Annotated in this window: 18 protein-coding genes; 7 read left to right on the top strand and 11 right to left on the bottom strand. The window is 62.8% G+C overall.

Going from position 1 to position 20,094, the window contains the following annotated elements; genetic code table 11:
- Positions 1-2: 2 nt before the first annotated feature.
- A complete protein-coding gene (locus tag FSY45_RS05300; RefSeq protein ID WP_080944384.1) occupies positions 3-1,211 on the bottom strand; it encodes an MFS transporter in 1,209 nt (402 codons plus the stop codon).
- Positions 1,212-1,331: 120 nt separating this feature from the next.
- Between FSY45_RS05300 and FSY45_RS05295 the strand changes: the two genes are divergently transcribed.
- Together FSY45_RS05295 and FSY45_RS05290 are read left to right on the top strand one after the other, a co-directional pair.
- Entirely contained in the window at positions 1,332-2,039 is a 708-nt protein-coding gene (locus FSY45_RS05295) for a TetR/AcrR family transcriptional regulator (RefSeq protein WP_003068679.1), read from the top strand.
- 11 nt (positions 2,040-2,050) lie between these two features.
- Positions 2,051-2,521 carry a hypothetical protein gene (locus FSY45_RS05290; RefSeq protein ID WP_148747955.1) on the top strand — a complete coding sequence of 157 codons (471 nt, stop codon included), beginning with the start codon at positions 2,051-2,053 and terminating at the stop codon, positions 2,519-2,521.
- A 22-nt stretch (positions 2,522-2,543) separates the two neighbouring features.
- On the opposite strand, the gene FSY45_RS05285 is transcribed toward FSY45_RS05290, so the two are convergent.
- Complete coding sequence (locus FSY45_RS05285) at positions 2,544-3,578, bottom strand: serine/threonine protein kinase (RefSeq protein ID WP_046460512.1); 1,035 nt, start codon at positions 3,576-3,578, stop codon at positions 2,544-2,546.
- Positions 3,579-3,756: 178 nt separating this feature from the next.
- On the opposite strand from FSY45_RS05285, the gene FSY45_RS05280 reads away from it, so the two are divergent.
- Entirely contained in the window at positions 3,757-4,422 is a 666-nt protein-coding gene (locus tag FSY45_RS05280) for a 2'-5' RNA ligase family protein (protein ID WP_003068686.1), read from the top strand.
- Here the strand turns inward: FSY45_RS05280 and FSY45_RS05275 are convergent.
- The 5 genes from FSY45_RS05275 to FSY45_RS05255 all read right to left on the bottom strand — a co-directional run bounded on the left by FSY45_RS05275 (position 4,419) and on the right by FSY45_RS05255 (position 8,602).
- Positions 4,419-4,835 (bottom strand): organic hydroperoxide resistance protein, encoded by a 417-nt coding sequence (locus FSY45_RS05275; RefSeq protein ID WP_012839987.1) that lies wholly within the window; start codon positions 4,833-4,835, stop codon positions 4,419-4,421. The genes FSY45_RS05280 and FSY45_RS05275 overlap by 4 nt on opposite strands.
- A 52-nt stretch (positions 4,836-4,887) precedes the next feature.
- Positions 4,888-5,361: a MarR family winged helix-turn-helix transcriptional regulator gene (locus FSY45_RS05270; protein WP_039050103.1), complete on the bottom strand. Its 474-nt coding sequence runs from the start codon at positions 5,359-5,361 to the stop codon at positions 4,888-4,890.
- A 154-nt stretch (positions 5,362-5,515) separates the two neighbouring features.
- Complete coding sequence (locus FSY45_RS05265; protein ID WP_187427530.1) at positions 5,516-6,841, bottom strand: serine hydrolase; 1,326 nt, start codon at positions 6,839-6,841, stop codon at positions 5,516-5,518.
- Positions 6,842-6,862: 21 nt separating this feature from the next.
- Positions 6,863-7,678: a crotonase/enoyl-CoA hydratase family protein gene (locus tag FSY45_RS05260; RefSeq protein WP_046460514.1), complete on the bottom strand. Its 816-nt coding sequence runs from the start codon at positions 7,676-7,678 to the stop codon at positions 6,863-6,865.
- A 75-nt stretch (positions 7,679-7,753) separates the two neighbouring features.
- On the bottom strand, positions 7,754-8,602 hold the full coding sequence (locus FSY45_RS05255) for a 3-hydroxybutyryl-CoA dehydrogenase (protein ID WP_003068696.1): 849 nt from the start codon (positions 8,600-8,602) through the stop codon (positions 7,754-7,756).
- A 195-nt stretch (positions 8,603-8,797) separates the two neighbouring features.
- Here FSY45_RS05255 and FSY45_RS05250 point away from each other — a divergent pair, with 195 nt between their 5' ends.
- Positions 8,798-10,390: a GMC family oxidoreductase gene (locus tag FSY45_RS05250; protein WP_046460515.1), complete on the top strand. Its 1,593-nt coding sequence runs from the start codon at positions 8,798-8,800 to the stop codon at positions 10,388-10,390.
- Position 10,391: 1 nt separating this feature from the next.
- Here FSY45_RS05250 and FSY45_RS05245 read toward each other — a convergent pair whose 3' ends face one another.
- The 3 genes from FSY45_RS05245 to FSY45_RS05235 are packed head-to-tail and all read right to left on the bottom strand — an operon-like array spanning position 10,392 to position 15,191.
- On the bottom strand, positions 10,392-11,606 hold the full coding sequence (locus FSY45_RS05245; RefSeq protein WP_046460516.1) for a GGDEF domain-containing protein: 1,215 nt from the start codon (positions 11,604-11,606) through the stop codon (positions 10,392-10,394).
- 9 nt (positions 11,607-11,615) lie between these two features.
- On the bottom strand, positions 11,616-13,067 hold the full coding sequence (locus FSY45_RS05240) for an AMP nucleosidase (protein WP_034354761.1): 1,452 nt from the start codon (positions 13,065-13,067) through the stop codon (positions 11,616-11,618).
- Between the two features lie 45 nt (positions 13,068-13,112).
- Entirely contained in the window at positions 13,113-15,191 is a 2,079-nt protein-coding gene (locus FSY45_RS05235) for a bifunctional diguanylate cyclase/phosphodiesterase (protein WP_046460517.1), read from the bottom strand.
- 160 nt (positions 15,192-15,351) lie between these two features.
- Between FSY45_RS05235 and FSY45_RS05230 the strand changes: the two genes are divergently transcribed.
- From FSY45_RS05230 to FSY45_RS05220, 3 genes are read left to right on the top strand one after another with little or no spacing between them, the layout of a single operon-like run.
- Entirely contained in the window at positions 15,352-16,326 is a 975-nt protein-coding gene (locus FSY45_RS05230; protein WP_046460518.1) for a cation diffusion facilitator family transporter, read from the top strand.
- The gene (gene dtd, locus FSY45_RS05225) at positions 16,323-16,772 is read left to right on the top strand and encodes a D-aminoacyl-tRNA deacylase (protein WP_003068709.1); all 450 of its coding nucleotides are present in this window, start codon (positions 16,323-16,325) and stop codon (positions 16,770-16,772) included. Before FSY45_RS05230 ends, dtd begins: the two co-directional genes overlap by 4 nt.
- Before the next feature lie 54 nt (positions 16,773-16,826).
- Positions 16,827-18,608: a dipeptidase gene (locus FSY45_RS05220; RefSeq protein WP_080944385.1), complete on the top strand. Its 1,782-nt coding sequence runs from the start codon at positions 16,827-16,829 to the stop codon at positions 18,606-18,608.
- A 45-nt stretch (positions 18,609-18,653) separates the two neighbouring features.
- Here FSY45_RS05220 and FSY45_RS05215 read toward each other — a convergent pair whose 3' ends face one another.
- On the bottom strand, positions 18,654-19,979 hold the full coding sequence (locus tag FSY45_RS05215) for an amidohydrolase (protein ID WP_046460519.1): 1,326 nt from the start codon (positions 19,977-19,979) through the stop codon (positions 18,654-18,656).
- Positions 19,980-20,094: the final 115 nt, after the last annotated feature.

Below are 20,094 nucleotides of genomic sequence, written 5' to 3'. Positions count from 1 at the left end.
GCCTACTGGCGCGGAACGGGCAGCACGCGTGCCCTTGCGCTGATGATGCCAAGCAGTGCGGACAGCAGGCCCAGACAGGCACAGAAGGCTATCAGTGCGCCCGTCAGCCCGATATGGTCGGACAGCCAGCCCATGCCCAGGATGGGGACGATGGTGCCTACATAGCCCACGACCAGATAGGTGGAAAGCAGGCCAGTGCGGTTGACGGGCTTGGAGACCTTGTTGACCACGGCCATGCCCGACAGATTGCACAGTGCATGACCGCAGGACATGCTCAGAACACTCAGAGCGAACAGCCATGGCGAGCCGGCAAACAGATTGAGAACCAGCAGGGCATTGGTCGCCGCCAGGGCGAAGAAGCCGATGATGATCAGTCGCTTGGTGGGGTAGGGTCGGGCGACGAGCTGGATGCCGGCCGACAGAAACAGGATGACGCCAATGGACAGACCAGAGACTGCCGGTCCGTGCCAGGGCAGCATCTGGGCCATAAAGCTGGGGGCCATGGCGGCAAACAGGCTGAACATGCCGAAGGCGGAGAACGCCGCCATGCAGCCCAGCGCATAGTGGTAGAGAAAGGGCTTGCGCGGCTGGGAGATGCTGGGCAGAACATCTTTCAGCGTCAGGCCGGGAGCGTTGTGGACAGGCGCACTGGTCGCCGGCAGCTGGATCTTGAACAGCGCATGGATGCCCAGAAAGCTCAGTGCGATGGGCGGCAGATAGCTGCTGACCAGGGGGAATGGCACCCATTGTGCTATCAGGCCGCCCACCACGGGCCCCAGGCCGAAGCCGAAGGCAATCGTCAGGCTGGTGGTCGCAGCCGCACGCTGCAGGTCCCCCTTGTTGTTGAGCTGGGTCATGCCTATGGAAGCCGAGGTGGTGATCAGGCCCGAAGCCAGGCCGATGACGAAGCGGGAGGCACCCAGGCTCCAGGCATTCCAGGACAGGGCCGAGCCGATGACGCCCACGGTCATCACCATCAGTCCCAGGCGCAGCACTTTGAGAAAACCGAAGAGGTTGGTCAGACGGCCCAGAAACAGCAGGCTGATCAAGGCGCCCAGCATATAGGTCACGAAAATCTGCGTGATATGGCTGGGTTGCAGCCCCCAGGCCTGCTGGTAGAGCGGGTAGAGCGGGCTGGCAAGCGCCGTTCCCATGACGCCGACGCACATGGAAAAGCAGACCCAGGCATAGGGGCTCAGACGGGATTGCATTGGGAAGGCTTTGGTGGAGCAGTCATCCGCATGCCCGGTGCGGGCAAGTCGGCTTGGCCTAAAATTATTAAAAATGACTAATTGGTCAATTTTATGAATTCTAGAAAAGGATTTCAGCGCATGGCGAATGGCGCAGCGGCTGCCCCTTGCGCAGACCCGGATATCGGCACCCAGGCAAAGCGTCAGCGGCGCACGCGTGGCCCGAGTCTCGACAAGACAGCGCAGACCCGTCAGCAGATTGCGGAGGCCGCACTGGCCGAGTTCGTGGAGTGCGGCGTGGCCCGCAGCACCATGGAGCGCATTGCCTGCCGCGCGCAGGTGGCCAAGGGCACGCTGTATCTCTACTACCCCTCCAAGGACGAGCTGCTGCGGGGTGTGGTGGAGCATGCGCTGCGGCACTCGGCCGTCTATCAGCCGCTCCGGCGCCGCAAGGGCGAAACGGTGCGCTCCTTACTGCGCCGCAGTCTGCTGCCGACGCTGGAGGCCGTGGACAGCAGCGAGCGTGGCATGCTGGCACGCCTGGTGCTCAGCGAGGCACGGCATGCGCCCGAGCTGGCCAGACTGTACAAAGAGCTGGCTTTTGATGCTTGGCAGAACTATGTGCAGGACTTGCTGGCGCTGGCCGTGAAAGAGGGTGAGCTCAAGACCCGCTCGGTCAGCCGCAGTGCCCAGTTGCTGGCCAGCCCGTTCTGGATGGCGCTGGTGCACAACAACCTGCTGGCCTCCGAGGGCTCGCAGAAACTGGCCCTCAAGCCGCTGGTCGAGCTACTGATTGATAACCTTTTTGCGGGCACGGCCGGTGACAATGCGGCTGTCAAACGTCAGTGAGAGTCAGTGAGATGAATTCCATGCCAGTCACCATCAAGCCCGGTCATCACAGAATCCTGAGCACGGTTTGCGCCGCTGCTCTGGTGCTGGCCTTGCCCGCCTGCGGCTCCGTCGGGGCCGGAGTGGGCGTCGGGATTCCGGTGGGGCCGTTTTCCGTGGGCGTGGGTCTGGGTAGCGGCGGTCTCAGCGCAGGCGTCGGCACGGGCGTCGGGCCTGTCGGTGTGGGCGTAGGCGTCAATCAGCGCGGGCAGGTGCTGGGAAGTGCTGGTGTCGGCGCTTCCACTGGTGTGGGCGGTGCCAGCGTGGGTGTCGGGGTGGGATCCTCCACCGTGCTGCATGATCCCAACCGCCCGCAGGCACCGCAGGCACCGCAGGCGCAGCCCGCGCCGCCGCCGGCCCCCGCGCAGAGCAGCGATGCCGTGCAATGGCGCGATGCACGCGGGCAGCTCGTGCCCGAATGCCGCTTGCAGGGGCGCTGCTAGCTCTTTGCAGGTATGGACCGCCCTAGGCGTAGAGTGGCTCCTGCTGCATGGCTTCGATCTGTTCGTTCAGCATGTCTACCTGGCTCTGCCAGTAGTCTGTGCTGCCGAACCAGGGGAAGTTGATGGCAAAGATCGGGTCCTGCCAGCGGCGCGCCAGCCAGGCGCTGTAATGCAGCAGGCGCAGGGTGCGCAGCGGCTCGATCAGTGCCAGCTCGCGCCGGTCGAAGCTGCGGAACTGTTCATAGCCTTCGAGCAGGGCCGACAGCTGCTGGGTCTGCTGGCCCCGGTCGCCCGAGAGCAGCATCCACAGATCCTGCACGGCAGGACCGCTGCGTGCATCGTCCAGATCGACAAAATGCGGGCCGCCGTGGCCTTCGTCATCCAGCGGCGTCCAGAGAATGTTTCCCGGGTGGCAGTCGCCATGCAGGCGAATTTGCGTTGCAGAATGCAAGCCAAAATGGCCTGCGGCGCTTAATCCGTCAGCGGATGGTGCTATTAATGAGAGAGCTTTGTCGCAAGCCTGCTGCCAGCGGCTGCGCACTTCGAGCGCCACGACCTCATGTTCGAGCAGGTAGTGCATGGATTCGTAGCCAAAGCTTTTCAGGTTCAGCGCCGGGCGATGCGCAAAGGGCCGAGCGGCACCCACGGTGTGGATGCGGGCCAGAAAGCGGCCTGTCCATTCCAGCACCTCCCAGTCGTCCAGCTCGGGGCGGCGCCCGCCGCGCCAGGGACTGATGCTGAACAGAAAGCCCGCATGCTCATGCACGGTCTGCCCTTGCAGCACCAGCGGCGCAACCACGGGAACTTCCCCGTCCGCCAACTCCTGGGAGAAGGCGTGCTCTTCCTCGATCTGGGTGCGGCTCCAGCGGCCGGGGCGGTAGAACTTGGCGACGACCTTGTCGCCCTCGTCCTGGTGGGCCAGATAGACGCGGTTTTCATAGGAGCTCAGCGCCGTCAGCCGCCCGTCCGGCACAAGGCCCGTGCTGCACAGCGCATCGATCACGCAGTCCGGCGTGAGGTCTGCATAAGGGTGAGATGGGTCTTGGGTATCGCTCATCGCAGTATTGTCAGGCTCAAACAGGCTCTTGCGAACCGGACGGCATAGCGCATGCGTCGGCAAAATTGCTTTTGATTTGATAGCTGCTGCCTGATTCTCAGGTTGATGTTGACGGCCGGAAATCCCTGGGAAACCGAGCGGGTGCCGCGCATGTAGCCGAAGCTGGCACACTGCCCGCATGCAAGAGAGCGAAGAACTTTCACAGCCCTGCGAGGATCGGGATTTTGCCGAGTGGCACAAAGGCTGCCCCTGGTGCGCAGTCTGGGTGGTGATGCTGCAAGGCCCTGACCTGGAGTCCTTGCTGCAGCAGGCCAGATCCAGACTCGGTGATGCCCTGTTGCCGCGCCATGCGCGCCAGCCGCATATCACGCTGGCCTATAGGGGGCTGTGCCGGGGCGGGGACAGGCATGAGGCGCGGGAATATGACCGGCTGGCGCTGCGCGCCGATGTCGCCATGCTGCAAAGCCTGCGGCTGCGCCCTTTTGCCGTGCAAGTCGCGGGGGCTGGCAGCTTCACCACCGTGCCTTATCTGGGCGTCGGCCGGGGGCAGGAATGCTTGCAGCGCCTGCATAAGGCGCTGGTGCCCATGGAGCCCGCGCCGGGCTGGCGCTATGTACCCCATGTGACCTTGGGCCACTATGCGAGACGGCTGCCACTGCGAGAGGCTGTGGACAAGTTGCTGGCACTGATCCAGGACTTGCCGGTCTTCGAGGTAAGGGTGTTGGCGCTGGCCCGCTATGCGGCGGCCGATATTGCCGGGCCGCTGACGCTTGAAGGCATCTTCGAACTGGGCACCGGGCGCTATGTTGCAGCGCCCGGTGCCCTGTGGCCTGAGCCGCTTTAGGCGATGGTCAGCGTCACGTCGATATTGCCGCGCGTGGCGTTGGAGTAGGGGCAGACCTTGTGAGCGGCGTCCACCAGTTGCTGGGCCGCAGCCTTGTCCATGCCGGGCAGGCTGATCTTCATGCGCACAGCGATGCCGAACACTTCGCCCACGGGGCCCAGATCGACTTCGGCATCCACCGACAGGTCGGCGGGCAGGGTGATCTTCTGGCGAGCGGCGACGGCCTTCATGGCGCCGATAAAGCAGGCGGAATAGCCGGCGGCAAACAGCTGCTCGGGGTTGGTGCCCTTGCCGGCGCCGCCGGGAGAGCTCAGCTGGATGTCCAGGCGGCCATCATCGGTGCGCGAAGCGCCTTCGCGGCCGCCGGTGGTGTGGGCGTGGGCGGTGTACAGAACCTTGTCGAGTTGGGCCATGGTGTCTTCCTTTGCGAGATTGCCCGGCAATGCGGGCGGGTGGAGGAAATCGTCAGGAGTGGCTGCGGCGCGGTGCCAGCCGTGCGCGCAGTGTGCCGAGCTGGCCCGTGAGAGCCTGCAGTTCGGGCAAGGTGCACTGCGTGCTCCGAAGCACGCAGGCAGGTATTTTTTCGGCTTCGGCGCGCAGTGCCCGGCCGGTATCCGTGAGGGCGATGCGCACGCGGCGTTCGTCCTGTGCATCGCGCTGGCGTGCCAGCAGGCCTGCGCTCTCCAGTCGCTTGAGCAAGGGCGTCAGCGTGCCTGAATCCAGGTAAAGACGTTCGCCCAGTTCCGAGACCGTGAGTTGGTCGCCTTCCCAGAGCACCAGCATGACCAGATACTGAGGGTAAGTCAGGCCTATGGCATCCAGCAAGGGTTTGTAGAGCTTGGTCATGGCCAGCGATGCCGAGTACAGCGCAAAGCAGACCTGATTGTCCAGGCGCAGCAGCTCGGAGCTGTCGGGGAGAAGGTCGTCATCGGATCGCATAGGTTGAATTATTGCAAACAATTAAATTGTGTGCAATTTAATTTGCAGATCACCAAACCGCAGGAGACAGTGCAGAGGTCTGGTGCAATGCAAACAGGCTCCGTGAGCGGAGCCTGTCGCGGCTGAGGCTGTCTCGTGCCTAGCGGGCAAGTGCCTAACGGGTGGTCAGTGCATCGGCCAGCGCCTGGTACATGGGCAGGCTGGTCGGGTCTATACCCGCATTGCCAGCAATCGGGTGGGAGGCGTAGCGCACCACCACCATCTGGGCCTTGGGGTCGATGTAGATGGCCTGACCGTGAATGCCGCGCGCCATATAGGCACCGTTGGGGTTGTGCGAGACCCACCACATATTGCGATACGACCAGCCGGGCAGCGTGGCATAGCCGGCCTTCACGAACTTGGCAGGGTCGGCGCCGCGGCGGATGTCCTGGACCACGGCCCTGGGCAGCACCTGCTGGCCGCTGGCGGCGCGGCCTTCGTTGCGCATCAGCTCGCCGAAGCGGGCCAGGTCGCGCAGCGTGGTGTTGAGGCCGCCGCCGCCCGATTCCGTACCTATGCGATCCACCATGAAGTAGGCGTCCTGCTCGGCTCCGATGCGGCTCCAGATGCGTTCGGACAGCAGCTGGGCCAGAGGCTTGCCGCTGGCGCGGCGCACGATCCAGGCCAGGACTTCGGCGTTGGCCGTCTTGTAGGCAAAGCCCTGGTCATGCTCGCCCTCTTTCTGCAGGGTCTGCAGAAATTCGTAGAAGCTCCTGGGGCCGGCATAGTCCTTGCCCTGGGGCATCATGCCGCCGGCACGGGCGTAGTCCCAGACTTCGGCCTTGGGGTCGGCGTAGTTCTCGGAGTATTTCACGCCGATCGTCATATCCATCACCTGGCGCACCGTGGCGTCGCCATAGGCGGTGTTCTTCATCTCGGGCAGATAGTCGGTCACCGGTGCCTCGGGCTTGATGAGCCCCTCGTGGGCCAGCAAGGCGGCCAGGGTACCGACAAAGGACTTTGTGACCGACATGGCCAGGTGCGGGCGCTGCGGCTCCAGTGCGCCAAGATATTTCTCATAGATCACGCGGCCCTTGTGCATGACCAGAATGCCATCGGTGTAGTTGCGATCCAGTGCCTGGACAAAGCTCAGTTCCTCGCCCGTGCCCATGACCTTGAAGCGCACTTGCTCGATGTCGACCGGAGCCGAGCGCAAGGCGCTGGGAGCGCCCGGGCCGCGCCAGACATTGGCCGTGGGCGTGATTTCTCGGATATGCGAGAAGGTCCAGCGTATGCGGGGAAAGGTATTGCCCACGGGGTTGTCGAAGGTGATGAGCTTGTCGGCAGCGGGCGGAAAGCCCTGCATCCAGCCCATGGCCTGCACGCTGGTGCTGGCCGGGTCGGGCAACGCGGGTGCTGCAGCCTGTGCATGGACTGCAGAAACCATAGCTGTCAGCGCAAGTGGCGCAAGCGTTCTGCGCGCAAAAGACTTCAAACTCATCATCACCTCTTGGACTTGGGATCAACGACCGGTAAAACGGGCTGGGCGTTTCTCGATGAAGGAGCGCACGCCTTCGGCGGCGTCCTCACTGTTGGCCAGGCGCTGCTGCACGGGGATGAAATCGGCCACGGCGGCGGCCTGGCCCAGCTCTATGGCCTTGAGGACATTGAGGCGCGTGGCCACCACGGCCTGCGGCGCCTGGGCGGCAATGCGCTCGGCAATGCGAAAAGCTTCGTCCAGTTCCTGGCCTGCAGGCACCACTTTTTGCACAAAGTGGCAGCGCAGGGCTTCGGCTGCATCGAAGGCGTCGCCGGTCAGCAGATGCAGCATGGCATTGCCCACGCCGGCGCGCTCGGGCATGCGCAGCGTGGCGCCGCCCGTGGGCATGATGCAGCGCTGTACTTCCATCTGTGCAAAGCAGCTGCTGTCGGCTGCGACGACGATATCGGCGCCCAGCATCAGCTCTATGCCGACGGTAAAGCAGATGCCCTTGACGGCTGCGACCATGGGCTTGGTGCGGCGGCGGTAGCCGGGCAGGCCATAGTCATGAGGCTCCACGAGACCTGCAGGGATGACCTTCTGGCCGCTTTTCATGAACTCGGCGATGACAGGCAGATCCAGTCCCGCCGTGAAATGTTCGCCGAAAGCATGGAGCAGGCCCACGCGCAATTCTGGCTCGTCGTCGAGCCGGGTATAGGCCTCTGCCAGTTGCTGGAACATGGCCGGCGTCCAGCCATTGCGCTTGGCTGGGCGGTTGATGCCTATCAGCAGCACATGGCCGCGGACTTCACAAGAAATGCAGCCCTCGGGCGGAGGGCTGGGATGGTCGATTTGCATGGCAGGTCTCCTGCTGCAACCTTAGACGGCTGTCGCAGCCGCCGCAGTCGCGCACAAGACCTGGAGGCCGGCGATTTAGTAGGTGTAAACACCCTGGCCGGTCTTGCGGCCCAGACGACCGGCAGCCACCATTTCGCGCAGCAGGAAGCAGGGGCGGTACTTGCTGTCGCCGAATTCCTTGAGGTAGACCTCCATCACGGCCAGGCAGACGTCCAGACCGATCATGTCGGCCAGGGCCAGCGGGCCAATCGGCTGGTTGCAGCCCAGCTTCATTCCGGCGTCGATGTCCTCGGCCGAGGCCGTGCCTTCGCTGAGCACCTGGAAGGCCTCGTTGATCATGGGCACCAGAATGCGGTTGACCACAAAGCCGGGAGCGTTCTTGACGGTGATGGGCGACTTGCCCAGTTTTTCCGACAGGGCCTTGACGGCATCGTGGGTGGCGTCGCTGGTCTGCAGGCCGCGGATGATCTCCACCAGGGCCATCATGGGCACGGGGTTGAAGAAATGCATGCCGATGAACTTGTCGGCACGCTGCGTGGCAGCTGCCAGCTGGGTGATGGAGATGGACGAGGTGTTGGTGGCAACGATCACGTCCTGTGCCAGCAGGGTATCGAGCTGCTTGAGGATCTTGACCTTGAGCTCGTAGTTCTCGGTGGCGGCTTCGATCACCAGCTGGGCCGACTTCAGATCGTCGTAGCTGGTCGAGGTCTTGATGCGTGCCAGCGCTGCGTTCTTGTCGGCTTCGCTGATCTTTTCCTTCTTGATCAGGCGGTCCAGGCTGCCGGCCACGGTGGCCAGGCCTTTTTGCACGGCGGCCTCGGAGATGTCCACCATCACCACGTCGATGCCAGACACGGCGCAAGCCTGCGCGATGCCGTTGCCCATGGTGCCGGCGCCGATGATGCCTACGGTTTGGATTGCCATTTTTTGTCTCCATTCAGATAAGTGCGTTTGAACGGGAAAATGTTATCCCGGTTCTGACCGGGTTTGACCCTAGTCGGGCATGGTTGGGGTGTTAAGAGTCATCACGATGACAGTATTTTTTCTGCACGACCGTGTTTTTCCGCGTTTCGCCGCTGCAGACCTCTGGTCAGAATTTGCGGCAAAAGGAGTGCGGACATGCGTGACTATCTGGTAGTGGGAGGCGGCTCCGCTGGTGCGGTGCTGGCAGCCAGGCTCAGCGAGAACTCGCAGGTCAGCGTGACCTTGCTGGAGGCCGGTGGCGAAGACAAAAGCGTGCTCATCCACTGCCCGGCAGGGCTGGCGCTGATGGCCAAGCAGAAAAACTTCAACTGGGCCATGAGCACAGTGCCGCAGGCCGGCCTCAATGGTCGGCGGGGCTACCAGCCGCGCGGCAAGGTGCTGGGCGGCTCCAGCTCCATCAATGCCATGATCTATCTGCGCGGCCAGCCTGCGGACTACGAATATTGGAGCGCTCAGGGTAATCCAGGCTGGGGCTGGAGCGATGTTCTGCCCTATTTTCTGAAGGCCGAATGCAATACGCGTGGCGCGGATGCGCTGCATGGTGCCAGCGGCCCTTTGCATGTCTCCGATCTCTGCGATCCGAACCCGCTGGCCCAGGCCTTTGTGCGCGCGGGCGTGCAGGCCGGTCATGCGCACAACCTCGACTTCAACGGCCCTGCTCAGGAGGGCGTGGGTCTGTATCAGGTCACGCATCACAAGGGCGAGCGCTGCAGTGCCGCCAAGGCTTATCTGACACCGGTGCGAGGCAGCAGGCCCAATCTGGAAATCCTGACCGGTGTGCAGGTGCTGCGGGTGCTGATGGAAGGTCGCCGAGCTGTCGGAGTGGAGTATGTGCAGGGTGGTCAGACCCGGCAGCTGCGATGCCGGCGCGAGGTCCTGCTCTGCGCTGGCGCACTGCAGTCGCCGCAGCTGCTGATGCTTTCTGGCATAGGGCCGGGCGAGCACCTGCAGCAAACAGGCGTTGATGTCGTGCATCACCTTCCCGGTGTGGGCGAGCATTTGCATGACCACCCCGATGTGGTGCAGGTGGTGGACGGCCCGCAGATGACGGACAGCTTTGGCCTGTCGTTTGCCGGCCTCAGGAATGTCTGGCAGGGCATGGGACGCTGGCGCAATGAGCGCCGGGGCATGCTGACCAGCAACTTTGCCGAGGCCGGCGGCTTTGTCCGCAGCGGGCCGCAGGAGCGTGCACCCGATCTGCAGCTGCATTTTGTGGTGGGCAAGCTGGTCGACCACGGTCGCAAGACGGTGCTGGGTCACGGTTATTCCTGCCATGTCTGTCTGCTGCAGCCAAGGAGCCGGGGCAGCGTGAAGCTGGCCTCTGCCGATGCCAGAGCCATGCCGCTCATAGACCCTGCCTTCTTTGCCGAGGCCGACGATATGCAGCGCCTGGTGCGCGGCGTACGCCGCATGCGCGAAATTCTCGGGCAGCCTGCGCTGGCCCGTTTCGAGGGGCGGGAGCTGGAGTATTCGGCACAGGCGCGCAGCGATGCGGAGATCGAGCAGTTCATCCGCAATTACGCCGACACCATCTATCACCCTGTGGGAAGCTGTCGCATGGGGCCTGGCGTGAAGGATGTGGTCGATGCACGCTTGCGGGTGCATGGCGTGCAAGGGCTGCGCGTGGTCGACGCATCGGTCATGCCGCGCATCGTGAGCGGCAATACGAATGCGCCGACCATCATGATCGCCGAGAAGGCGGCAGATCTGATCAAGGCCGAGTGCTGACTCAGGCCAGCGGAGCCAAGTCGGAGGGGGCATGATCCTCGCCGGGCGGAGGCGTCAGAGTGGTGCATTCCGCCCTTCCCCGGCCCTGATTCTTGGCATGTTGCAGGGCGGTGCCGGCATGGCTGGCCAGCTCGTTGAGGCTCAGGCTCTTCCAGGCTGAGGGGACCAGGGCACAACCCGCACTGAAGTCCAGATCCATCTGCAGTTCGTACTGCGCGCCGATCTGGAATGCGGACTGGATGCGGGTCAGCAGCGACCTGGCACCCAATTGATCGGCGTGAATCAGCAGGCAAAAGGATTCACCCTGCCATCTGGCCACGACCTCGTCGCCGCGCATCTGCTTTCGCAGAGTGCGTGACATGAGCTGCAGCGCCGCGTCTCCGGCCTGATAGCCATGGCGGCTGTTGACCCGGGAAAAGTGATCCATGTCGATCAGAATCAAGGCCAGCGGCAGGCCTTCGCGTCGAGCTCTGTTCAGCATGAAGCGGGCCTGGTTCTTGATGGCCTGGCGCAGCGGCAGGCCGGTCAGGCTGTCTTCTGGTGCGTTTGCGGATCGCTGGCGGACTTCTTCGTCACGGCAGGCCATCAGGATCGATACGAAAAGAATGGCAGAACCCATGGGGATCAGCCACGAAAGCAGCATATGTGGGCTGGGTTCCTCTGCAAAGCTGCGCAGCCAGGGAGCGTTCAAGGTGAAGTAGCCGCGTATGAGCAGAATGCTTGCGATGCAAAGGCCAGCACCCAATAGCAGATAACGCCAGGCCGTGGCCGAGTTGGTTTGAGGCGATAAGGTCAGGCAGACCAGAGTGACAAGGCTCAAGCCGTAGCTGATATTGAACCAGGCCAATCGGTAGGGCTTGCTCTCGATCAGAACCAGCACGCCCGCAAGTGTCAGCAGGCACAGAACGGCCAGGGAGCGGGTGAGTATCTTGTTGCGAGGTCCAAGCCAACCCTTGAGTGCTTTATGCAGCTGCCACAGTGCGCCGGTTGCAGCAGCGGCACTGGATATCGACAGCAGCGCATTCCATGTGAAGGGGAGTACATGCCCGGCGCAGAAGACGAGCAACCAGGCCAGCCCCTGCAAAAGCAGGAATTGCTGAGCATTTCTGGTCGCCCGGCTCATTTGCTGACCCATAAACCATGGCAGTGCAAAAGCGACCGTCATCAAATTGACGGCCACCATCAATGTCATGGAAAACGGGTCGGTTTCCGGCATGGCTGGGCTTTACTGGAAGGCCACTTCGTCAAAGCTGCGCAGCTTGCGGCTGTGCAGGCGGTCGGAGCCGCCTTCGCGCAGTATGTCGACGGCACGCATGCCGATGCGCAGGTGCTGGTCCACGCGCTCTCGATAGAAATGGTTGGCCATGCCAGGCAGCTTGATTTCGCCGTGCAGCGGCTTGTCGCTCACGCACAGCAAGGTGCCATAGGGCACGCGGAAGCGGAAGCCGTTGGCGGCAATGGTGGCCGACTCCATATCCAGCGCCACGGCTCGACTCTGGCTGAAGCGGCGCTGGGGCAGGTTGTCGGGCAGCAGTTCCCAGTTGCGGTTGTCGGTGCTGGCCACGGTGCCGGTGCGCATGATGCGCTTGAGATCGGCACGCTCCATCTGCGTCACATCGGCCACGGCCTGCTGCAGCGCGACCTGGATTTCGGCCAGCGCAGGAATCGGCACCCATAGAGGAAGCTCTTCGTCCAGCACATGGTCTTCACGCACATAGGCGTGGGCCAGCACATAGTCGCCCAGCTGCTGGCTGTTGCGCAGGCCTGCGCAATGGCCCAGCATCATCCAGGCATGGGGGCGCAGCACGGCGATGTGGTCGGTGATGGTCTTGGCATTGGCCGGGCCCACTCCGATATTGACCATGGTGATGCCGCTGTTGTCCGCGCGCACCAGGTGGTATCCCGGCATCTGCGGCAGGCGCGGCGGCGCCGTGCCGAGTTCGTCGACGGCTTCCGCGGGCAGGCCTGCGCGGCGGGTCACCACATTGCCGGGTTCGACAAAGGCAATGTATTCGCTGTCCTCCTTGGCCATTTCAGCGTGGCCCAGGCGGATGAATTCGTCGATATAGAACTGGTAGTTGGTGAACAGCACGAAGTTCTGAAACCAGTCGGGGGCCGTGCCTGTGTAGTGGCGCAGGCGGTGCAGCGAGTAATCCACGCGCGGGGCGGTGAACAGCGACAGAGGCAGGGCCTCGCCTGCCGCCGCGCGCCAGGTGCCGTTGGCAATGCCGTCGTCCATGGATTCCAGATCGGGCAGATCGAACACATCGCGCATCAGCATGCGGCGCTCTGGCGAGAGAGAGCCTTCGATATGGTCGTTGTCGGCGAACGAGAAATGAATCGGGATGGGTTTGTCGCTGAGGCCCACTTCGATGGGGACCTGGTGGTGCAGGATCAGCAGGCGCAGTTGCTCGCCGAAGTAGCTGGCAAACAGGTCGGGCCGGGTCAGCGTGGCCTCGTAGGTGCCCGGGCCTTCCACAAAGCCGTAGGTCAGCTTGGTATCGGCTTGCGCCACCGTGGTGGTCTTGATGCGTACGAACGGGTAGTAGGCATGAATGGGCGCGGCCGGAGTTTCACCCGCCACGAAACGCTGCATGGCAGCTCGCAGATGATCGATTTGCTCGCGGTACAGCTGCTGCACATGGGCCAATGCCTGAGGGGCATCCGTATGAAACATGCTGCTGCTTTTATGAGAGGGTGTCGGTGTATTCGAGGCCATGCACTATTGTCTTTGTAGCAGTTGACAGTGTTGCGACATCCATGCCGAAGCCTGCTCGGCAGATAATGGCGCTGACACGAGAAACCCTTGCATCATGGCACAGCCCATCTCCCTCAGAAGTTGCAGCTGTTCAGTGCTTTCCACACCCTCGGCCAGAATCTCCAGATGCAGGCTACGGCCCATCTGCACGATGGCATTGACAATGGCGGCCGCATCAGGGTTGTGGGGCAGATCGGTCACGAATGAGCGGTCGATCTTGAGTCGGTCTATGGGGTGCTTGCGCAGATAGGCAAGAGACGAGTAGCCGGTACCGAAATCGTCGATTGCCAGTCCCACGCCCAGTGCCTTGAGGGCATGCAGAGTCTGCTGCATCTGATTGCCCGAGAGCATCAGCGTGGTTTCTGTGACCTCGATGTGCAGATAGCAGGCGTCCAGCCCCGTGTCGGCCAGTGCCTGCGCCACTTCCTTGACTACATCGCGCTGGCGGAATTCCTGTGCCGACAGGTTGACGGCCACGGGGATGGCGGGAAAGCCTTGTTGCTGCCAGGCACGGGCTTGACGACAGGCCTGATAGAGCACCCAGCGGTCCACGGCCGCGATCAGCCCCCGGTTTTCGGCAAAGCCGATGAACTCGTCGGGCGAGACCAGGCCGCGGTGCGGGTGCTTCCAGCGCACCAGGGCTTCGAAGCCTGAAAGCTCGCCGGTCTGCATGAGGGTCTGCGGCTGGTAATGCAGCTCGAACTCACCGCGTTCCACGGCGTTGCGCAGCATTTGCTCCTGCATCAGCATGCGTGTGGCCCGGCTTTCGAGTGCAGGAGTGTAGAACTGGGAGAAGCTGCGGCCGCGACTCTTGGCCATCTGCATGGCGGCCTCGGCATTGCTCAGCAGGGACGCCGGACATTTCCCGTCCTTGGGATACATGGCGATGCCGACACTCACGGAAATCACCAGTTGGGTACCCTCGATCAGATAGGGAGCCTCTGCTGTGGCCCGAAGTCTCGTCAGCAGGGCCTCGGTCTCCAGCAGGCCGGGGTTGTCGGGCAGCACGACCACAAAGTCGTCGCTGCCGGTGCGGGCCACGATGTCCTGAGCACCCACAGTGCTTCGGAGCCGCTTTGCAAGCTCGCACAGCAGCAGATCCCCTGCCTGATGACTGAGCGAATCGTTCACCGCCTTGAACTGGTCCAGGTCCAGTGACAGCACCGCCAGTCGTGATCGCTCGCCGGCAGCCCTGGCGATGGCATCGGCCAGCAAATGGTTGAGACGCGCTCGGTTGGGCAGATGTGTCAGCAGGTCATGCTGGGTCAGATAGTCCATGTGCTGCCGGGTCTGAAGGCTTGCGGTCAGGTCGCGCAGCAGGACGATGCGGTGCCTGTCCTTTTCTCCAGGCATGGTGCAGGCCTCTATCTCTACGGGGATTAGCTGGCCGTTCTTGTGCATGATCACGGACTCGAGGCGATCTTCTCGCTCGCTGCGCATGTTCTGCAGCGCCCGCAGGCGCGCTTCAGGTGCCACGTAATCGAGAACCGGCGTGCCGCGCAGTTCGCCAAGCGAGTAGCCAACCAGCCGGGCCAGTGCGTCATTGCCGTCCGTGATGATGCCGTCACGATGCAGCACGATGGCCTCGGTGGTGATGGCAGCGAACTTGCGCATGCGCTCTTCGCTGTCGCGTATCTGCTGTGTCGCCAGATGGTGGTGGCTGACATCGGTCATCAGCGCCACAACGCCCTTGAGTACGCCTTTTTCCTCATGAGGGCGCAGCACTGCCTCGATGTGCTGCAGTCGGCCAATCTCGTTTTCGACCTGGCGGGTGTAGCGCAGCGTCTGAGTGTTGTCGACGGCCACGGAGTCCAGATAAGGTTCGATCTGTGTCCAGACCAGCTCGCCCACAATGTCACGCACATCCATGCCCACTATGGTTTGCATGGTGTGGCCAAAGTGCTCTGCATAGCGCGCGTTGGCAAAGCGACAGGCGCGTGTGTCGGCATCAAAATAAGCCAGCATAGCGGGCGCTGTATCGGCCACCAGTCGAAGAATGGCGTCCTCATCCCTCGGTTGCTGTGCTATCAACGTATCAGGCATGCGCCTCCCTTTTTTCTGGGAGTATTTATATAGGAATCAGGTCAGCCTCGACCATGACATGTCCATCACGATAAGGGATTCTGGGTTGCTTTATAGACAACTTGCAAAGACTATTGATGTATCAAAGCACTTGGTGATATAGAGGCTGTAGAACCTGAACATGTCCAAATCTGACGTCTCAACATATTCACAATGGCTGCAGCCGCACAATTTGCTGCGCCTGTCCGTGGTGGTGGCACTGCTCACCATTGTGCTCAAGACCCTGGCCTGGTGGCTGACCGGTTCGGTAGGCCTGCTGTCCGATGCGCTGGAGTCCTTTGTGAACCTGGCCGGAGCCATGTTTGCTCTGACCATGGTGACCGTGGCCAAGCGACCGGCGGATACCGAGCACCCTTATGGACATTACAAGGCAGAGTACTTCTCGGCCGGTTTCGAGGGCGTGCTGGTCATAGGCGCCAGCCTGGCGATTGCCTGGGCGGCGCTGTCGCGGCTGTGGAACCCGCAACCACTGGAGCAATTGAGCTGGGGCCTGATGCTGTCGCTGCTCAGCACCGTCTTCAACGGGCTGCTGGCCTGGGTCATGCTCCGCTCTTCACGCAAATACCGCTCCATGGCGCTGGAGGGCGATGCGCGGCATCTGCTGACCGATGTCTGGACTTCGGTGGGCGTGGTGGTCGGGCTGCTGGCCGCCGCCTTGACGGGCTGGCTGTGGGTGGATGCACTGGTGGCTCTGGCAGTGGCTGTGCATATTTGCGTGCAGGGGGTGCAACTGGTCTGGCAGTCCTCGCAAGGACTGATGGATCAGGCGCTGGACGCGCCGCAGCGTCTCAAGATTGACACTTTGCTGGACGGCTATGTCAAGAGCAACGAGGGGGTGAACTTTGACAATATCTCCAGCCGCCAGGCGGGGGAGCGCAGCTTTGTGGACTTTCACATGCATGTTCCCGGTCAGTGGAGCGTGCAGCGAGCGGCACAATTGCGCTCCGAGATTGAAGCCGCGCTGCTGCGGGCCATTCCAGGCCTGTATGCCCGCATCGAGCTGCTGCCCATGGGCATGAACACGGTCAGCGAAGTGGCCGATGGAGAGCAGGGCGGCGAAGCACAGGGTGCGGCCAAGGAAGGTTTGAGTACATGATGAGTGTGATTCAGCGCGTCAAGCAGGCGCGCGTGGAGGTCGACGGCCGTATTACGGGCCAGATCGACCAGGGCTTGCTGGCGCTGGTCTGTGCCGAGCGCGGCGATACCGAGGCCGAGGCCGACAAGCTGTTGGCCAAGATGCTCAAGCTGCGCATCTTCAGCGACGAGGCCGGCAAGATGAATAAAAGCCTGCAGGACATTGGCGGAGGACTGCTGGTGGTCAGCCAGTTCACGCTGGCGGCCGACACCAGAGGCGGCAATCGCCCCAGCTTTACCGCAGCCGCCGCGCCCGACGAAGGCCGACGCCTCTACGAATACTTTGTGGACCAGGCCAGGCTTGCCCACGCTCAGGTGCAGACCGGCGAGTTCGCCGCCGACATGCAGGTGCACCTGGTCAATGACGGACCCGTCACCATTCCCATGCGCATGGAGCCGCAGGCCTAGGCAGTTCCGGGCCTGCGAACCCATCCGTCACCACGATTCCACCAAGAGCTGTTCATGAAGCAATCCTGCAATTCCTCTTTGTCCCTCATAGCCGCCGGCCTGATTCTGGGTCTGGTAAGCGCCAGTCTGCCCATCCAGGCGCAGACCTTGAAGAAACCCGCGCTGGACGCACTGATCGCATCGTCCGCCCCGACCCCGCCCGAATCCTTCAAGGCCTTTGCGCAGCAGGCTGCCAGGGCCGAGCCGGGTGTGGCGCCAGCCGTGCAGCGATACACGCGCGGCCAGACGCTGTCGGATGGCGAGCTCGCGGATATCGCGCGATTGTTGGGTGTGTACAACCGTCTGACACAGGAGACAGCGGTGCTGGAAAGCCTGCAGCGCATGGTGGCGCTGCCCACGGTGCGCGATCCCAAGGTGCCCCCGCATGAGAGTCCGGCCATCCTGGACTTCGGCAAGCTCGTGGCATCCATGGCCACCGAGTTCGGGCTGCGCTTTCGCAATGTGGACAACCGCATTTTTGAAGTGACGCTGCCAGCCGATGCGGCGAGCCGCGCCAGCGAGGCCACCGAGTTCGGCATCCTGACCCATGCCGATGTGGTGCCGGTGGTGGCCGCCGAGTGGGTGCTGGACGGCAGGCAGATCAACCCTTTTCAGGTCACCCGTGTGGGCGATCGGCTTTATGGGCGCGGCACGATTGACGACAAGGGCTCGATAGCCACCGTGCTGTATGCGATGAAGGCAGTCAAGGACAGCGGTCTGCCGCTGTCGCGCAGCATTCGTCTGATGATAGAAACCACCGAGGAAACCGGCGGCGATGCCATGAAGTACTACCAGAGCAAGACCTCGCTGCCGCAGTACAACATCGTGCTGGACAGCAAGTACCCGGCCGTGGTCGCTGAAAAGGGCACGGGCGCGCTCAAGGCCTTGTTTACGGATGTCGCCGTGGATGCCGCCAGGCCTGCCATTACCGCCATGAGCGGCGCCGCCTCGGCCAACTCCATTGCGCAGACGGCCAGCGCTACCGTCTCCGCCACCGATGCGGCTGCGCTGGACCGGATTGCGCAGCGGCTCTCCAAGGAGAAGGACGACTTTGTGCGCCAGCATGAGGCGCAGGGCAAGTTCACCATCGACGTGCAGCGCGCCGAGGGTCAGGTCACGGTCAAGGTCAGCGGCGTATCCGCTCACGGGTCGCGCCCTGAGGAAGGGGTCAATCCCGTGCCGCGCCTGGCGCTGTTCCTGCAGCAGAGCCTGATGCCCGAGCAGGGCGCGGCGCTGCTGCAGCCCAATCAATACAGCCAGGCCCTGCGCTATATCAATGGTGTGTTTGGTCTCGACTACTTCGGCAAGCAGCTGGGTATTGCCTATGCCGATGATTTCATGGGGCCGCTCACGTTGTCGCCCAATCTCATCAAGTCGGCGGACGGTAAGCTGGAGGTGACGGCCAATGCGCGCATGCCGCGGGGCAAGACGCCGGAGCAGCTGCGCGCCGAGGTGGAGCAGGGCATTGCCCGCTGGAGTGAGGCGGCCAAGGTGCCGGTCAGCGTGCAGTACACCCAGGGCAACTGGATGGCTCGCGACCCCAAGGGCGCATGGCTGAGCACCCTGCTCAATATCTTTGGCGACACCACGGGACTGGACGCCAGGCCCGTGCCGACCGCAGGCAGCACCACGGCCAAGCTCATGCCCAACGCCATCAACTTCGGCCCGGCCATGCCCGGCAAGAAGTACACGGCCCACAATGCGCTGGAGTACCAGGAGCTGCCGGATCTGCGCACGGACATGCAGATGTTCACCGAGATGCTGGTGCGCATCGGCAATCTGAAGCAGATGCAGTGATGCGCTGAAGGCAAGGCGCAGCCCCGATGGCGGGGCTGGCGCTGCTTACTGCATCACGTTCATGACCGCCAGGGTCATGGTTTCCACGCCGGTCTTGAACGTGGGTTCTGGCTCGGGGGCGAAGAAGGGTGAGTGATTGAAGGGCAGCGGCTTGCCACCGGGCTGACTGGCCTCGGCCACCTTCTTGGGGTCGTACACGCCCAGGGTGTAGAACATGGATGGAACGCCCTGATTGATGAAGTCCGAGAAATCTTCGCTGGCCGTGATGGGTGAGATGGGGATCACATTGCGGTCGCCGAGTGCGGCCTTGAACAGCTTGACCGTGCGGTCTACCAGTGCCGCGTCATTGACCACTGCATCCGAGCCCTTGGTCAGTTTGATCTCGGGGGCAGGAGCGCCCGACATGGCGGCTTCGGCCTTGGCCGTGCGCTCAATGCCTTCGTGCATTCTGGTGCGCACCTCGCTCTTGTAGCTGCGGATTGTTCCGAGCAGCCGCGCCTGGTCGGGAATGATATTGCCCGCGCTGCCCGAGTTGAAGGCGCCCACGGTGACCACGCCGAACTCCATGGGATCTTTCTCGCGGCTGATCACGCCTTGCACATCCACCACGAAGCGCGAGGCCATGAGCACGGGGTCTATGCCTTTGTCGGGCATGGAGCCATGGCTGCCACGGCCGTGAAACGTGATGTCCAGCGAGTCCGAATTGGAGGTCGCCGGCCCGGCCACATAGCCGACCATGCCGTAGGGCATGGAGCCGGTATGCAGAGCAAAAGCGTAGTCGGGTTTGCCGAATTTCTTGAACAGACCGTCGGCCATCATGGCCTTGGCCCCGGTCACGGTTTCCTCGGACGGCTGGGCCACGAACATCAGCGTGCCCTTCCATTGCTTCTTCAGGCCCAGCAGTGCCTGGGCCGTGCCCAGCCAGCTGGTCATGTGCATATCGTGGCCGCAGCTATGGGCGACAAAGCTCTCCTTGCCGTTGTACTGGGCCTTGGCCTTGCTCGCATAGGGCAGGCCGGTTTTTTCCTCCATGGGCAGGGCGTCCAGCTCGGTGCGTACCATGACGGTGGGGCCCGCGCCATTGCGGTAGATGGCGACCAGGCCGGTCTTGCCAATGCCCTCGGTGACTTCAAAGCCCAGCTTGCGCATCTCGGCAGCCAGCTTGGCGGCGGTGCGTGTTTCCTGAAAACCCAGCTCGGGGTTGGCATGCAGGTCTTCGTAGATGCCGCGCAACTGCGGATACATCTGGGCGATCAGCTGCTGCAGCTGGGGTTTGAGCGGCTGGGGATCCAGCTCTGCTGCCTGGGTCGAGCCCAGGGTGAAGGCCAGCGCGGCGACGGCGCAGAACTTGCGGGTAAGGCTAGGGTGCATGTGAGGGTCTGTGGTTGGCTTCAAACAGAGGCGGCCATTGAAGACCGCGCTTTCAGACTAGGAGCATGGCCGGCTCGAATTGAAGAGGGGCAACCCGCAAACGACACCGTGAATA

Source organism: Comamonas sp. Z1 (assembly GCF_008121555.1).
Classification (GTDB): domain Bacteria; phylum Pseudomonadota; class Gammaproteobacteria; order Burkholderiales; family Burkholderiaceae_C; genus Comamonas; species Comamonas thiooxydans.
The sequence above is the reverse complement of the archived record's forward strand: the minus strand, read 5'-3'. Positions and strand labels throughout refer to the sequence as shown.

Bases quoted from the DNA above. Each gene is read 5' to 3' on its own strand.
- FSY45_RS05300 (WP_080944384.1), bottom strand. From the start codon at position 1,211: ATGCAATCCCGTCTGAGCCCCTATGCCTGGGTCTGCTTTTCCATGTGC.
- FSY45_RS05295 (WP_003068679.1), top strand. From the start codon at position 1,332: ATGGCGAATGGCGCAGCGGCTGCCCCTTGCGCAGACCCGGATATCGGC.
- FSY45_RS05290 (WP_148747955.1), top strand. From the start codon at position 2,051: ATGAATTCCATGCCAGTCACCATCAAGCCCGGTCATCACAGAATCCTG.
- FSY45_RS05285 (WP_046460512.1), bottom strand. From the start codon at position 3,578: ATGAGCGATACCCAAGACCCATCTCACCCTTATGCAGACCTCACGCCG.
- FSY45_RS05280 (WP_003068686.1), top strand. From the start codon at position 3,757: ATGCAAGAGAGCGAAGAACTTTCACAGCCCTGCGAGGATCGGGATTTT.
- FSY45_RS05275 (WP_012839987.1), bottom strand. From the start codon at position 4,835: ATGGCCCAACTCGACAAGGTTCTGTACACCGCCCACGCCCACACCACC.
- FSY45_RS05270 (WP_039050103.1), bottom strand. From the start codon at position 5,361: ATGCGATCCGATGACGACCTTCTCCCCGACAGCTCCGAGCTGCTGCGC.
- FSY45_RS05265 (WP_187427530.1), bottom strand. From the start codon at position 6,841: ATGAGTTTGAAGTCTTTTGCGCGCAGAACGCTTGCGCCACTTGCGCTG.
- FSY45_RS05260 (WP_046460514.1), bottom strand. From the start codon at position 7,678: ATGCAAATCGACCATCCCAGCCCTCCGCCCGAGGGCTGCATTTCTTGT.
- FSY45_RS05255 (WP_003068696.1), bottom strand. From the start codon at position 8,602: ATGGCAATCCAAACCGTAGGCATCATCGGCGCCGGCACCATGGGCAAC.
- FSY45_RS05250 (WP_046460515.1), top strand. From the start codon at position 8,798: ATGCGTGACTATCTGGTAGTGGGAGGCGGCTCCGCTGGTGCGGTGCTG.
- FSY45_RS05245 (WP_046460516.1), bottom strand. From the start codon at position 11,606: ATGCCGGAAACCGACCCGTTTTCCATGACATTGATGGTGGCCGTCAAT.
- FSY45_RS05240 (WP_034354761.1), bottom strand. From the start codon at position 13,067: ATGTTTCATACGGATGCCCCTCAGGCATTGGCCCATGTGCAGCAGCTG.
- FSY45_RS05235 (WP_046460517.1), bottom strand. From the start codon at position 15,191: ATGCCTGATACGTTGATAGCACAGCAACCGAGGGATGAGGACGCCATT.
- FSY45_RS05230 (WP_046460518.1), top strand. From the start codon at position 15,352: ATGTCCAAATCTGACGTCTCAACATATTCACAATGGCTGCAGCCGCAC.
- dtd (WP_003068709.1), top strand. From the start codon at position 16,323: ATGATGAGTGTGATTCAGCGCGTCAAGCAGGCGCGCGTGGAGGTCGAC.
- FSY45_RS05220 (WP_080944385.1), top strand. From the start codon at position 16,827: ATGAAGCAATCCTGCAATTCCTCTTTGTCCCTCATAGCCGCCGGCCTG.
- FSY45_RS05215 (WP_046460519.1), bottom strand. From the start codon at position 19,979: ATGCACCCTAGCCTTACCCGCAAGTTCTGCGCCGTCGCCGCGCTGGCC.